We start from the raw sequence: 14,113 nt of genomic DNA, 5'->3' as shown, positions 1-14,113 counted from the left end.
AGCACCATTGTGATGATGATTGGAAGTTCAATCGAAATAAGTGTCGTTGTAACTGTTTCTTTATTTGTTGCCATTGTAAAAAGAAACATTGGTAAGATTTTCAGTACCAACTTAAAGGCAAAGAACATGCCTTTCGGACTGATAAATACTAGATTATAGTAATTAAAAAGCTGACTAATTATTGTCAGCTTTTTAATTACTTTACATACACACAGGCTTCATTTGCTGTTACATAGTATGCTTTACCTTTGCTATTATTATGCACTTTATTTCTCACCAAATTATTCTTTTGTATAGTAATACTTTAATCCTTTAGCATCTAACCACGCTGTTGCTTTATCTAGCTCGCTACCTTGACGATAATCTGACTCGAAATAAACAAGCCCCTGACGATCTCCGCGGGAAACAATTTTTGAAGTGTATCCAAGCTTATCCATCATTTGAATCATTTCAGGAATTAAATTTACACCAAATTCATAAGTAACCACCCTATTATGTTTGTTCACGATAATCTCCACTCCTTCTTCTTTATACGATTTATTTGTAAACCAATCTAACGACTTGCTTCCAATTAATTCATTCAAATCACACTTTCCAATACCAGGTACATTTCCTGTTTCAGTGTATTGCCAGATATCACATGGATAAGCTGGTCTATTCCCGCCATATCGAGGAATCCATACGAAATCACATTTCACATTTACCATACCAAAAGGTGCATACATATGATGACCAACATATAAACCAACTTTCTTAGCACCTAATCGACGTAATTCATCGATAAAAGCCTGTGTACCTGCTCGCATATCATCCATTGTTTTCACTTCTACATCAGCCACCCAGACTGTTGCGCTCTTATCTCCGCGATTCCAGAAGTCGCGAGCTTCTACACATGCGTCATTCTCAGAAACGAAACGACAGAATGCATAGTTACCAAAAGGAATACCATGTTGCTTCATGGATTGTACATATCCCTTATATAATGGATCTACATAGTTCGAACCATCTTGTACACGAGCAATGATGAAATCAATGTATTGTTTTGCCACAGGCCAGTTAATATCACCATTCCATTTTGAAATATCTACAATGTGTCCCATTATTGAACATCTCCTTTTTTCTTTTCTTGTTTTTGTTTGCCACCTAAAATTTCAACTGCATTTGTTAATGGTTGCGGGAGTGGGATACCCATTCGTCCAGCATTTTCTAAAAGTGAAAGCAATTCATTCCCCATGAAAAAGAAGATTGTTGCTTCACGAATTGCATTGTTACTTCCAAGTACTGTATCGAGCTGGGCGGCCGCACCGACCAAAATAAAAAGCACCACCTTTTTGGCGATGCCTTTGAAACCAACTTTACTTTTTAACTCTCCGTTATAACCTGCTGCAATCATGCCAGTTAAATAATCAATAACTGCCATCGTCACTAAGACTTTCAATGTTGCATCCCATCCTCCCAAGAAATACCCACAAAAGCCACCAAACGTAGCTATAAATGTTTTCAATAATACATCAATACGATTCATCTTTCCCTCTCCTTTTTAAGCTGCAAAGCAACTTAGGTCCATTCCAAATATCTCTGCAATATCTTCCTCACTTCTATCTTTTAGATAAGATTCAGTTGTAGAAATATCAGAATGGTTAGCAAGTGATTTTAGTTTTTCAAGCGGTACTCCTTGTACTTTCAAATTATCTAATCTACTATGGCGGAAACAGTGAGGATTCATTTTAAATTCCTTCCCTTCCTTTTCGTTCAGCATCTTAGCAAATATGTCGCACCAATAATTAAATACATTCTTGTTCAATCTTTTTCTCTCACCATTCTTATAAACACGCACAAACAAATCTGGAATAGTATCCTTACCTCGCTGATTTATATATAAACGAATGCATTTCTGCACCCGGTGATTGTAATATAATCTAAACTTCTTACCACGTTTTCCTCGTACCACATTTGTATAATATTGTTCTGTCAGCCCTTCTTTTTGAACCTGATATACCTCATTCTTTCTAGCTGCACTGTAATAAGAAAGTGCTAAATACGTTGCTAGCATATATTTTTCTTGTTCAAGTAATTCATCGATTAGCCAATTGATCTAGTCCTCAGTAATAAATGTAATTTTTCTAATTGGATTCTTAGGTAAACCACTTACCCGTGAACCTACATTAAATTCATAATCATAGTCATCATCATCCGCACAAAATTCTAATGCGGATCTTAACGCACTCATTAATCCATTTACACGAGCATTAGACATTTCCATCTCCTGAAAAATAATAGATAAATTTCGAATGTCTTTACGTGTTAGATCAATAAGGTTTTTATTTTCGAAGTGTTGATGTATTAGAAACAAAATAATTCGCAAATCCCAACCATATTGTTTTAAAGTGCTTGCCGCTTTCCCTTGCGATTTCTTTTCAATGAGAAAATCTTTGACTAGGTTTTTGTTTTCTTGGCTAACATACTTTTCATAAATTGCTTGTTCTACTATTCGTTTCACACTGATCATCTCCTCAAAATAAAAAGAGAAGCGAAATCGCTTCTCTTGATTTGTGAATTGAGTTTGATTAAACCTACATTGTATTTTTCCAACATATACTCAGTCTTTAATCCAAATTCCTAAATCCCAGTCAGCTTCAATATTTCTTTTAAAATTACTAAGTGCAATTGCTATGCCAACACTAGTTAAGCTACAATTAGGAATACTTGTTTTCTTCATCTGTCCTAAAATCATATGCAAATGAGGTGCTACATTTTTCAAATTCTTTTTAAACAATAAATCTTCATTATCATGAAAAATGGGCACTAAGTTAGGATAGTATCTTTTAAGAAGATTCACAAAATTAACTTCCCCAACACTAATGGATACACATCCTGCATATTGCAAATGTTGATAGAAAAACTCTTCTTCAGGAACAACCCTTGCAAATTTTTTTATCGCCAAATTTAACTGTTCAATATAAAAGGCGTTATCCAATTTAACATAACGTAAAATAAAAATAACCGTGAGTATATTAATTTGTTTTAACGTCAACTTAGGTAAAATTTCTAACGCTTCATTGTAAACTATCTTTACTAATGTTTCTTCTTTAGTTTCAGTTCTTTCAATTAACATATCTACTAATAAATGCGCAATCTCTTTATCACCACGTCTTGCATGATTTTTTTGGGCTTCATATATTATAAAGCGTAAATCAGCATCCTCTGTTTTTTTCAATGCTTCAGGATTTTTCGATATTAATCGTTTTAAATACTCATTAATTATTTCTTCTGCACGTTCATTAATGATTTTTTCAACAGTTTGACCTAAATCATAGAAGTTACTTTTAAAAACATCCATAGCAACTTCTTTTACATCAGTATAACTAAGGCCATTATGCTGTATTGTAACATTTTGAGCTTGTATATTTGTTGAATCGTCTCCTGCATGTATTTCTTTTTTGTTCCCAATCATTTTTCATCACCAATCGTAACGTTAACATCTTTACCACCTTGAATATTATTAGAATTATTTCCTGAAGTAATGGTTTGACTTGGCTTACTTTCATCTTTCTTTTTCTTTATAAAACTCCCAATTATGCCGGCTAGTATAGTCAATACCACTCCGCCAATCCCACTAAACACTTTATTATCTGCGATCCAATCCAACATAATTCTTCCCCCTTTATGAAATATTTGTAATCAATATACATATTAGGGATTGATTTAGTTGTTGTCTATGCTTGTTCGTATCTAATAAGTGGATATTTATCATTTAGTCCTCTTTCCGTTCCACACCTGTTGCATTTATGAATATATTCAATATGGTCTTCAAACATTTTCATATTATTGGTTACTACCATGTCCCCTCGCTTACAAGAATCGCATACATATTTAACACCAACTGGCTTAACTGCAAATTTCTGTTCCATCATTCACTTCCTCCTCACAAAATAAAACCATAAAATTTTTTATTCTGTACAAAAGTCCTATTTTATACAAAATAAAAAAGCCTGCTTATGCACGCTTGATTTGTAATAACTAAATTAGAAAGCTGATCGCAATATGAATGATATTTCCATTTTGAACACCATTCAAGAAAATTCCACCATCACTTTTAACTGTAACTTCACAAACTGTTGGTCCATTGCCATATGCAAGTGCTGGGAAAGCAATACTTTGTACAGGGCGAAATCCAGCCGGAAGGGTTGCAAATACTGTTGTATTTGCCAGATATTTAACTGATCCAATGACAGATATTTGTTCCCCACTTCTTTTGTACTTCAAAATTCTATCAGGAACATTCTCTACCCCAGTTATAGGAAGGTTAATCCAACCTGTATCATTTGCTTGTCTAATTGTTCCATCTGTTCGAAATTCTACTCTTTTGGACCAATCCCAAGTATCCCCCTGTTCCTTTGTAGAAGGAGCAAAAATCAGCTCTCCCTGCGCCCCTTTGTGAATGACTGTCTTATAAGAACGACTACCTAATACAATTGCATTATCGCTCTTAAATTCAAGTAATCCATTTATGATGTCGCCAGCTTTTTTTAGAAGATTATCAGCAAAAACACTGAATACCCCAGTAGGTGATTTATCAAGCAACACTTTATTATTTTTCCAGTCTTTTAAATAGAATTGACCATCCGAGGCTCCTACAAGACCGATATCTAATAACTTATCCTCACTATTGAATCCAACCCCGATATTGGAACCAGGCGTTGGTCTCATTGTTAGATAACCTGTCATTATCCCGCCTGATCGCTTTACAACATCCATTTTATCAACCGCTTGCTGCAAAGCATCTATCTGTTTCTTGAGCTTATCGAACTCTGAAATATAGTTTTCTATTTTAATATTTCCTTCTTTTACATCCCGTCTTAATGTAATCCGAATGTCTGGTGTACTCATTCGTTCTGTACTTTTTTCCATAACAAAATAAGCTGTCCAATCATCCGATGTGGAAACAGCTTGCGAGGACAATGTGTATGAAAATATACCATTCTTTGCATCAACTATTTGAGCATCATCTCGAACAAACAGTCCGACTTGATTAATCGCTTCGTACTTCACTGCATACCCTGTTAAATCAACAATTTGCCCCTTTTCTCTTACATATACAGTAATCTTCAAGCCGTTTTTATCATTTTGTCTCGAACGAATTGTTTTGGTAAACACAGGATCTGCTAAATCTATAATAATTTCCTCATTTCGCATGACTACACCTCTCTCTAACTATTCCTTTTCACGCGTCTAGGCGGTCTTCTTTGACGTTTTACTTTGTTCCTGTGTTTTATATTTCCTTTAGGCTTTATTGGCTCTAATTCTTCGATTCTAGCATCTGTTTGGGCTACATACTCCTGAAATGCTTTAACAGTCTGCGCAATCATCCCATATAAGCCAACACCATTTTCTTTTGATTCATCCGGAAGCACAACTCCATAATGAGTCGTAATATCATTTGTTGTAAGGATTGGATCTCCTTCTTTACGTTTCATACGCATATCATACAACTCGGCTACTTCTGTCTTAAGGTTGTACTGTTTAATTTCCCAGCCCATTACCTTCTCTAACGCATCAAATTTAATATCACGTATATTTGTTTTATATTTCTTTTTAGAAGATACTTTAAAATCTGCTGCTAAAACACCGTTGAAATAAGTTCCCCCAGCACTTTTCACTTGCACATAGGTACTTTCATAATTTCTGTTGTTCCGTAATAAGATGTTCTGAAATACGATGTCACTATCTCCACCAGATGTCAACTTCAAATCAACAACTCGATCTCCATTTTGGCGGAAATTAAACCCTTCTTTTGCAGTGAAATAAGCACCACCTGTTCTACTTTCCAGAAAAAGATTATTTTGACTTCTCAAAGAAGCATAGGATGCTTTTGACTCTAGTTCTAGGCTTTGATCCGCTTTTAGTTCCGCATGTCCATTTTGATTAAACGCAAGAGCCGCTGAAAAATAGACTCTTGTTGGATCACCATTTAGGTATCCATTTGATATTCCGATTCCTCCTGACTTGGGAGAACTTTCGAGTTGGTAAACTAACACTGCACCCTGCGTTGCTGTTATATCATTGTTGCCACCTAATACAATAGTGGGTTGCATGACATTACTTTGATTTATATAATAGCCCATGAAAATCCGAGTGATATACGATTCCATTAATCTAATGAATTGCTTGGAAATAGAAACATAATTGGAATCGTCAGAAGTTCTAAGAGTGGTTCCTGTTATTTCTCCGCCTCGAATCAAATTTCCATTCAATACTCCAGTAGTAATGAAATCCGCAACAATACGCCCATCTTTTGTCATTGCTATTTCATACGGACCATTTACCCCGTTTGATGAATAACCTAACCCGTTTATGTTCCACTGCCACACTTTTGAAGCTGTCATTTCATTTTTTGTATCCATGATTAGAATTCGGTCTGGATATACACGAACATTTCCACCAAATCCTGAATTGATTAGCTTTGTTGCATTTTCTTTCGCTGCATCAAGTAAAGACCCTGGCATATTTGATAAATCTTGTTGAATTTGATCTACTTTACCCGCCATGTCTGTAAAAGATTCTTTAAAATTACCAATGGTTACATTGATATATTCCTTTTTAATCGGATCATATTTATACGCAATGACTTTTGCTTGAATATCAATACCGTCTTCCTCATGTTTAACTGTAACAATATCGCCCATCCAGACACGCTGCAAAATTTTATATTCTTTATACTCCTCTGTTTGAGACAACTCTTGAAATTCAACCTTATATGTCGCTTTCGGTTGATCTACCATCTGGATATCAAACATAGCTTTAGCGGCTTGACGTAACCTTTTATATGCTTCTTCTACAGGTACTGCGTCTTCATCATTTGCATTTTTACCAATAGCTGCTTTTATATGATTAAATTCAATAACTCGTATTCTCGGATGTGGATACTTATTAATCAGTGGACTATCTACATATTTTTCTGGTAATAACAATCCGTCAAACCCTTGCGGCATAATTCTGGTAGTAGAGCTTTTCCAGTCCACACTTCCTTCATAGCCTAACAAATCTTTTTTATGTCTTATTACTACTCCACGATTAGCTCCTCGGCTTTTCAACATCTTAACATCGAAGTTGTCTCTTTTTAATTCCCCGCCCCATCGATTCACGAATGAGTTATCTTGGCTCGTATCCAACATTGCTTCCACTGGATTCTTTCGAACAATACGTGCGGTGGATATATTCGTTACGTCAGAATAAAAAGTAAAAGGATGCTTATATTGACAACCTGATGATAACCTAGCCATAGCCCCACTACCATTTGTGGGCTGTATAAATATATCTTCAATCAAGTTTTCCGTTAAATCATAAAAAATGTGATAACAAACCGCTTTGATTTCTCCCATACTCACTTTAGGAGTTACCACGCGAAATAACTGATCCCCATCAGGAGTAGGAACTTTTATGATGCTCATCCCGTCAATTTTCGTTCCATATGGAGCAAATAAAGGATAATTAAAATTAAAAACAAATAAACCGTTGAGTTCTTCCTCAACAGTTGCACTATAAATATGTTTATCTAAAACACCAATTCCATTATGCGTAAAATCTGTTTCATTTGGTTTATATAAAGTAATCATTATTTATATCTCCATCTTGGCTGAATTGAAATAAATTGAATAGCTCCTGACCACTCTATTTTATTTACTCCTATTTGAAATTCTGGAAAATCACCTATCATTTTATCATTCATTGGCACTGTACCACTGTATGCCTCTAATAATTCTGAATCTATTACAACAGAACCATTTACATCTTTAATCTGAAAAGAAACCTCATTAATGAAAATTCGAAATGTACCATTACCTGCAACGAACAACATTGGAGTTGATTCCATTGTACCCGGATTATAAATAGATCCAGGAGTACTCAACATTATGTTTGCATCTTCTGTATACTCAAACGGATCAAGCGTAAAGTCGACTTCAAACTCACCGTGTTCTTCAATTTCATTTGCAATATCACCTATTACAACATGTTTAATTTTTCGATACACATCATCATCTGTAAAATATAGTGTCTTGCCATTCATCAACCAAGCCTTCATGCGCCGAACTAGTGGCTTAATATTCTCTTCTTCAAGCATATTGAACTTTATTTTTAAAGGGACGTCTTTAAACGCCCCTTTTTTTGTAAGTGAACCATGTCTACCCGGCACTTCAATATGTTCTACTTCCTGTTCTGCTGTAGGAATAACAGGGCGTTCTACCATACATATTCCATAGTCACTTGCTAACTGATTATCGATGCCTATGTCTAGCAATTTAAGTCCTCCCAATTCCTATTTTTACATTACGGCCACGCTCAGCAAACCAATCATTTGCTTTTTCAAACATGCGATCAACATCACGTTCATTATTAATTGTGTTATAAAAATTAATTTCTACAGGACCACTATCAATTTGTTGAACAATCGGTTGAACTGCTCCTGTCGCTAATGCCGACAGATTAGAACCGATGTTATCTTGTTTGTTTATCCCATATAAATTCAACTTTTTAAAAGTATCATCAACCATGTTTGAAATATTATTAAGTGCGGATTGTAACCCATTACTTTTGTTTGTCTTTTGGTTTGGAGCATTATAAAAATCTCTAAAAATTTGCTCTCTGAAACCAGCTACTTTCTTACCTATCTCCAACCACTTTCCAGACTCTACAAATTCCTCTTCTAATATCTTTTGAAAAGGATCTCCACTCTCTAATACACTACGAATATAACGAGCAACAGGATTGTTTTCGCTCATACCGCTATTAACATCATAACCTTCAAGTTCTTTACCAACTGCTTTTAATGCATCTCTCATATCAACTGGTAAATGAGTAATCCAATCATTAAGATAATCTCCATCATATAAAATTGCTTCAAAATAACTCCGAAGAGGATTATTATTCATCATATCGTTTACAGTGGAGCTATTGAAAGTATTTAATGTGGTTTCTAATACCGAATATACTGAATTCGCTAAGTTTTTAGCTGCCGCAAGAACTGTTGACATTGATTGTTCCATACCAACAGCAAGCCCAGCACCAACTTGTTTACCAACCTGATCTCGCATTTTTCGAGAAGGGCTATGAATGTCGAAGAAGGAAGTAAAACCGTCAAGAATATCGTTACCAATAGATTTCACCTTATTTAACACTTTACCAGCCATACTACCTAGACCGTCTATCAATCCACTTATAATATCTTTACCTATCTTAAATAAATCAATCTTCTTTAATGTATCAACAATCTTCGGTACAATATCTGTCACGATTGTAGAACCTAATTTTCCAACCATACTCACAATCCCTTTTATTAAAGCCCAGATCAGTTGAACACCAGCTTCAAGGATTTTAGGTAGGTTCTTAATTAATTCCCCTGCTAAAGTAACAATTAGCTTTAATGCGGCTGCAATTAATTCCGGTATCACCTTTACAATCCCAGCAATCAACATAAGTAAAATTTTCACACCAGCTTCCAGTATCTTCGGCAAGTTTGCAATTAATGTGGATGCTATTTTGACAATTAAATCTAATGCTGCATTAATAAGTTGTGGTAACACTTGTACAATTCCATCAATAATGGCCATTAAAATCTTTACACCGGATTCAATTATTTTAGGTAAGTTTGTTAATAAAGTATCTGCTACTTTGGTTATAAGATTTATCGCTAAATCAATAAGTTGCGGTAGCATTTTAATGATTCCGTCTATCAAGCTAGTTAAAACCTTAACACCAGCTTCAATTATCATAGGTAAATTCGCTGTAATGGCTTCAATTAAAGTTGTAATGACTGTAATAATCGCTAAAGCAATCATAGGTAAAGCTTGTGTGATTCCTGTGATTAATGAAACTAATAAGTTTATTCCCACTTCAATTAGCTGGGGTAAAAATGACATAATTCCATTAATAATAGTTTGAATAATCGTTACAGCTATTTGGATTAACTGTGGAAGCATCTGCATAATTCCGTTTATTAAAGTTAGAATCAATTGAAGTCCTGTTTCTATCAGAGTAGGTAAGACTTGTACAATTCCAGAAATTAAAGTTTGAATGATTTGTATTCCCATTTGAACAATCATAGGGAGATAGGTAGCAATCATCTGTGAAATTGTGTTTATAATCCCAACAATGGCTTCAAGCATAATTGGAGCTGCTACAACTAAACCATTCACAAGGTTTGAAATCATTTGTGATCCCGCTTCAAGAAATTGCGGTAATACTGTTGTTACGAAGTTAGCTATATTGTTAAAAATATTTGTAATAGTTTCAAGAATAATCCCTGAGTTTGCATTCAAATACTCCGCTATAGCTGGTAAATAACGAGATACCGAGACGAGCACACCAGGAAGCCCACCAATAATTGCTCCTGCGATTGTAGGGCCAATCATCTTAAAAATTTCACCTAACTGGCTAAAATCTCCCGAAAAGACCGCTTTTACTGCATCAAAAAGATGAAGGCATGCTTCACGTATCTTACTAACTGCCAATCCTATCATTTCAGCCGCATCTTGAAATCCTTTTGGCAAATGAGTAATCCAATCATTTAAATAATCTCCATCAACAGCCGTATAGAATAGATATTTACCTAGTGAAGATAATGCGTGTCCAAAGTTTTGAACGCTTTCAATTACATTCGTAATGCTATTTTTGAACCCTTCATTGGTTTGCCATAAATTTCGCATCCAAATAACCAATCCAGCAATAGCTGCCGATGCGGCTATCACTCCACCTGCTACTAATGCAACTGGACCAGCAACAGCCCCAATACTCACACCCAATATACCAGCTATACTGGATAAGGTGACAAATACTGGTGCTAACGCCATACATGCTCCAACAAGAATTCCGAGCGCGGTTACAATTGTTGTTATAGCTGCTGCTAATGCTGGATGTTCTGAAACAAAGCTCGCAAAAGCACTAATTACATCAGCAATGACTCGCAAAACAGGTTCAAGTGCCATTTTCAAGTCGTTCATAGCTTTTTGAAACTTTACAGCTGGGCTGGCATCCATTTTCTTAATCATTTCATTTAGTTGTTCTTGGTCTTTGTTTAAATCTATTACTTTATCTTGAGCACCAATAAGTGTATTCGTAATATTTTGTCCTTGATCTTCGTACATCGTCAATTTGTTATCGTAAAGGCTTTTTATCCTCTACTTCTTACAGTTCATTTCCTGTAAGTTCGGCATACGTTTTCACTAATAAGTGTCGCGGTCTCGTGGAGGGATTATATCTTTTCACCCTCTATGCTCTGCCCCTGACTATACTTTGTATAGCCTTCGGTTCAAATCAGGATTCGCACCCTCTTTGCTTTATACCGCGATTTTACTTCGGCACAATTTATCATCTACCGAACAATTTAACACCGATTTCATTTCGTTTTGTTTCATCTTCAATACTAGCCAAGGCTTTCGCAATCTCTGTCATTGCTGCCGAACCTTCTTTACCGCCTTTAGCGACAGATTGCCCCCACTTTTCTAACTGATCAGCCGAAATTTTAGTGCCTTCAAGAGCTTCTTTCATAGACTTGTCGACACCTTGACCAAATTCAGCCGCTTTAATACGACCTTCTTTTAGTCCATCTAAGAGATTATCAATCATTTGTATTCAACGTGACTCGCAACGTCACGCCCGTTCTCTTATGAACTGCTATACGTCACCGTATAGATTAGACTATATCTTCAACTACTTGAGTTGCTCCCCGTTTCGAGTGTCATTTGCTTACACCCTACGTCTCTCGACTAGTCGTTGCACGTTCCTTAATTAAAAGGCTTCGCTCAGTATTGTCTCATTTGAGAGTTCCACTGAATTAAAGGAGTTTTTCATTGTATGTCACCATACAAGGGAACTATAATCTAATTCCAAGTACCTGTATCAACACCAGCCTCCATAATCGCTTGTACTTCTTCAGCATTGTAACCCGCTCGTGTTAGCTGTCCGCCATATTCAGCGATAATGTCCAATTGCTCAGGAGGAAATCCGATTTTTAACAGCCGATTCGTTAATCCTAAGGCCGTATCACTAGTTATCCCTAATTCATTACCAATTTCATTCGCTTCTTGAATTAATTCAGTAAAATCTATACCTGCATAAGCACTTGCAATGGCTCCTGCCCCTTTTACAATGGAAGCATTAGCTTTATCACTGACAGTTTGATTTAATGCCCATTGTCTACGTGTACCCTCAAGTGCTTCTTCCACATCAACACCATAAGCTTCTAAACCGCGAACCGCTTCTTCTACTGATTTTTTAGAGGATGCTGGAACTTCAAAAGAAACAGCAATTTTTGTTTTTAATTTAGAGGTATCAAGTGCTTGCTCAATGGCTCCTGAAATACCACCACCAGCCATTAATCCACCAAGAATATTTTCTAAACCAATATCTAATTCTTTGAAACTGTGCGATGCTCTCTCTGCTTCTCGTGAAAGGTCCCTCAAATCATTTCGAACTTGTTGTAATGAGTTCCCATCATCTATTGAACGAAGAGATCGCTGTAATTTCTCAATATCTGCTTCTGAACCTAATGCTTCACGGCCGATGATTTGGATCGCTTGTTCTAACTGCCTAGCTGTCGCTGTACTGTTTCGTATTGCGTTTGTAAGGTTATTTCCTAATGCATTTGCAAAATGATCTACACTCGTTTCAGTCGCATCAAAGAATGTCTTTAACTGTTTCGTTGCGTTTTCTTGTTCCTGCAAACTTCTATTTGTCGCACTTAATTGGTTCTGCAACTGTTGTTCTGCTGTCCGAGCTTGTATAAGCTGCGTTTCATATCTTTGGATTTCACTAGCATTTTCACCATACTGCTGTTTGGCTTGATTTAACTGTTTCTGATAGTTTTGTACTTTACTAGCTGCAACAGTATGTTGCTCTCCAAGATTATCTATTTTTAAACGTAATTTCTCTATTTCTGAAGCATTCTCACCAAGCGTTGCTTTTTGTAACTCGTATTGAGCATTCAACTTAGAAAGAGAAGATTGCAACTGCTCTTCCTGTCCTTTTAGCTCTTTCAGTTTTTGAGCTGCCTTAGCTGTTTCGCTTGTTCTTTCCTGTTCAGCATCTCTCGCCTGTTTTAAACTTTCAGAAGTTTGTTTTATACTATTCGCTAACTGTTTTTCTGTTATTTGTTGGCTTCTTAACTTTGATTCCAACTTTGCTACAACAGTAGAATTTTCTCCGTACAATTCTTTGGCACGTTGTAAATGTTCAGCCGTTGCTTGCGTAGCCCTTTGTGCAACCGCATATTGTTGGGAAAGATTTTGAATCTTTGCTTGTAGTTTTTCTGAATCAGTAGCATTTAACTTCATCTGCTCTTCTTGTAATTTCATTTCTTGACGAAGTTTTTTAGTTTCCTGATTCATGCCCTTCATAGCATCATTAAAATCTTTATTTTGCGCTTTAAATATAACTTCAACTTCCGAATTATTTTTTGCCATTTTCTCACCTACCTTTACTTGGGATTGTTACGCCATGCTTCAAACGCTGTAATCCCCGCGTAAATACGTTCAACAGACGAAATTGGCTCATGCCAAAAAGTCTCTGGATCTATTCCAGAGACTAGACAATACAAGACGTATTTATCTTCCACACATTCGATTTTAATATCTGGATTTTTTACTTTTTTTCGCCGTTACCGCCGCTACTTGTACTTTTTTTAAGTGCTGCTGCAAATTGATTTGGATCTTGACTAATTACATCAACAACAAGCTTCGTATATAGCTCCATAGATTCTGCTAATGAATCATGATAATTCTGTAAGAAATCATCAAATGTTAACTTTTCTTTAGGATTCGCTCCTTTAAACGCCATATAAATCACTTTATGAATACTTGTTTGATCAATTTGTTCTAATGCCGATAAGTCTTTATTATCCTTATTTCTTAGCCCATCTAAAGCTTGGAACTTTACAATATCAGCAATAATCGAACTAGTAATAAGTCCTTCTTCCTGACCTTTTTTCAAAGCGTAATTTGTTAAAAATGCCGGATAGTCTTGCTCGTTAACAAAGCGCTGTTCAAACTCACCTTCTACTTTTACAAATTCCGCTTCTTTTAATGTTATTTTTTGAACTTTCATCTGCTATTTCCTCACT

General features: G+C 35.8%; 12 protein-coding genes and 1 pseudogene. All 13 read right to left on the bottom strand.

Annotated features, from left to right (window positions below):
- Positions 1–281: 281 nt before the first annotated feature.
- The 13 genes and pseudogenes from MR167_RS20545 to MR167_RS20485 all read right to left on the bottom strand — a co-directional run bounded on the left by MR167_RS20545 (position 282) and on the right by MR167_RS20485 (position 14,097).
- Complete coding sequence (locus tag MR167_RS20545) at positions 282–1,100, bottom strand: GH25 family lysozyme (RefSeq protein WP_242315359.1); 819 nt, start codon at positions 1,098–1,100, stop codon at positions 282–284.
- A complete protein-coding gene (locus MR167_RS20540) occupies positions 1,100–1,525 on the bottom strand; it encodes a phage holin family protein (protein ID WP_242315358.1) in 426 nt (141 codons plus the stop codon). The genes MR167_RS20545 and MR167_RS20540 overlap by 1 nt, the downstream gene beginning before the upstream one ends.
- A 15-nt stretch (positions 1,526–1,540) precedes the next feature.
- Positions 1,541–2,500: pseudogene (locus tag MR167_RS20535) on the bottom strand (tyrosine-type recombinase/integrase).
- Between the two features lie 99 nt (positions 2,501–2,599).
- Positions 2,600–3,454 (bottom strand): LPO_1073/Vpar_1526 family protein, encoded by an 855-nt coding sequence (locus MR167_RS20530; RefSeq protein WP_242315356.1) that lies wholly within the window; start codon positions 3,452–3,454, stop codon positions 2,600–2,602.
- On the bottom strand, positions 3,451–3,651 hold the full coding sequence (locus MR167_RS20525; RefSeq protein WP_242315354.1) for a hypothetical protein: 201 nt from the start codon (positions 3,649–3,651) through the stop codon (positions 3,451–3,453). Before MR167_RS20525 ends, MR167_RS20530 begins: the two co-directional genes overlap by 4 nt.
- Before the next feature lie 65 nt (positions 3,652–3,716).
- The gene (locus MR167_RS20520) at positions 3,717–3,911 is read right to left on the bottom strand and encodes a hypothetical protein (protein WP_242315352.1); all 195 of its coding nucleotides are present in this window, start codon (positions 3,909–3,911) and stop codon (positions 3,717–3,719) included.
- A gap of 109 nt (positions 3,912–4,020) precedes the next feature.
- Positions 4,021–5,196 carry a BppU family phage baseplate upper protein gene (locus MR167_RS20515; RefSeq protein WP_242315350.1) on the bottom strand — a complete coding sequence of 392 codons (1,176 nt, stop codon included), beginning with the start codon at positions 5,194–5,196 and terminating at the stop codon, positions 4,021–4,023.
- A gap of 14 nt (positions 5,197–5,210) precedes the next feature.
- Positions 5,211–7,616, bottom strand: coding sequence for a phage tail spike protein (locus MR167_RS20510; RefSeq protein ID WP_242315349.1), 2,406 nt, complete (start codon positions 7,614–7,616; stop codon positions 5,211–5,213).
- Positions 7,616–8,299, bottom strand: a complete 684-nt coding sequence (locus MR167_RS20505) for a distal tail protein Dit (RefSeq protein ID WP_242315347.1) — start codon at positions 8,297–8,299, stop codon at positions 7,616–7,618. Before MR167_RS20505 ends, MR167_RS20510 begins: the two co-directional genes overlap by 1 nt.
- A 1-nt stretch (position 8,300) precedes the next feature.
- Positions 8,301–11,147, bottom strand: coding sequence for a hypothetical protein (locus tag MR167_RS20500; protein WP_242315345.1), 2,847 nt, complete (start codon positions 11,145–11,147; stop codon positions 8,301–8,303).
- Between the two features lie 217 nt (positions 11,148–11,364).
- Positions 11,365–11,622 (bottom strand): hypothetical protein, encoded by a 258-nt coding sequence (locus tag MR167_RS20495; protein ID WP_086423746.1) that lies wholly within the window; start codon positions 11,620–11,622, stop codon positions 11,365–11,367.
- Positions 11,623–11,876: 254 nt separating this feature from the next.
- Positions 11,877–13,457 (bottom strand): coiled-coil domain-containing protein, encoded by a 1,581-nt coding sequence (locus tag MR167_RS20490; RefSeq protein ID WP_242315343.1) that lies wholly within the window; start codon positions 13,455–13,457, stop codon positions 11,877–11,879.
- A gap of 178 nt (positions 13,458–13,635) precedes the next feature.
- Positions 13,636–14,097, bottom strand: coding sequence for a hypothetical protein (locus MR167_RS20485; protein ID WP_168409362.1), 462 nt, complete (start codon positions 14,095–14,097; stop codon positions 13,636–13,638).
- Positions 14,098–14,113 lie beyond the last annotated feature (16 nt).

This window comes from Bacillus cereus group sp. BfR-BA-01355, assembly GCF_022663675.1.
GTDB lineage: Bacteria > Bacillota > Bacilli > Bacillales > Bacillaceae_G > Bacillus_A > Bacillus_A thuringiensis_S.
This window is presented reverse-complemented; position numbering and strand designations above follow the sequence as displayed.

Excerpts from the sequence above, each read along its gene's own strand:
- MR167_RS20530 (WP_242315356.1), bottom strand. The coding sequence starts at position 3,454 with ATGATTGGGAACAAAAAAGAAATACATGCAGGAGACGATTCAACAAAT.
- MR167_RS20545 (WP_242315359.1), bottom strand. The coding sequence starts at position 1,100 with ATGGGACACATTGTAGATATTTCAAAATGGAATGGTGATATTAACTGG.
- MR167_RS20485 (WP_168409362.1), bottom strand. The coding sequence starts at position 14,097 with ATGAAAGTTCAAAAAATAACATTAAAAGAAGCGGAATTTGTAAAAGTA.
- MR167_RS20490 (WP_242315343.1), bottom strand. The coding sequence starts at position 13,457 with ATGGCAAAAAATAATTCGGAAGTTGAAGTTATATTTAAAGCGCAAAAT.
- MR167_RS20495 (WP_086423746.1), bottom strand. The coding sequence starts at position 11,622 with ATGATTGATAATCTCTTAGATGGACTAAAAGAAGGTCGTATTAAAGCG.
- MR167_RS20520 (WP_242315352.1), bottom strand. The coding sequence starts at position 3,911 with ATGGAACAGAAATTTGCAGTTAAGCCAGTTGGTGTTAAATATGTATGC.
- MR167_RS20510 (WP_242315349.1), bottom strand. The coding sequence starts at position 7,616 with ATGATTACTTTATATAAACCAAATGAAACAGATTTTACGCATAATGGA.
- MR167_RS20540 (WP_242315358.1), bottom strand. The coding sequence starts at position 1,525 with ATGAATCGTATTGATGTATTATTGAAAACATTTATAGCTACGTTTGGT.
- MR167_RS20525 (WP_242315354.1), bottom strand. The coding sequence starts at position 3,651 with ATGTTGGATTGGATCGCAGATAATAAAGTGTTTAGTGGGATTGGCGGA.
- MR167_RS20515 (WP_242315350.1), bottom strand. The coding sequence starts at position 5,196 with ATGCGAAATGAGGAAATTATTATAGATTTAGCAGATCCTGTGTTTACC.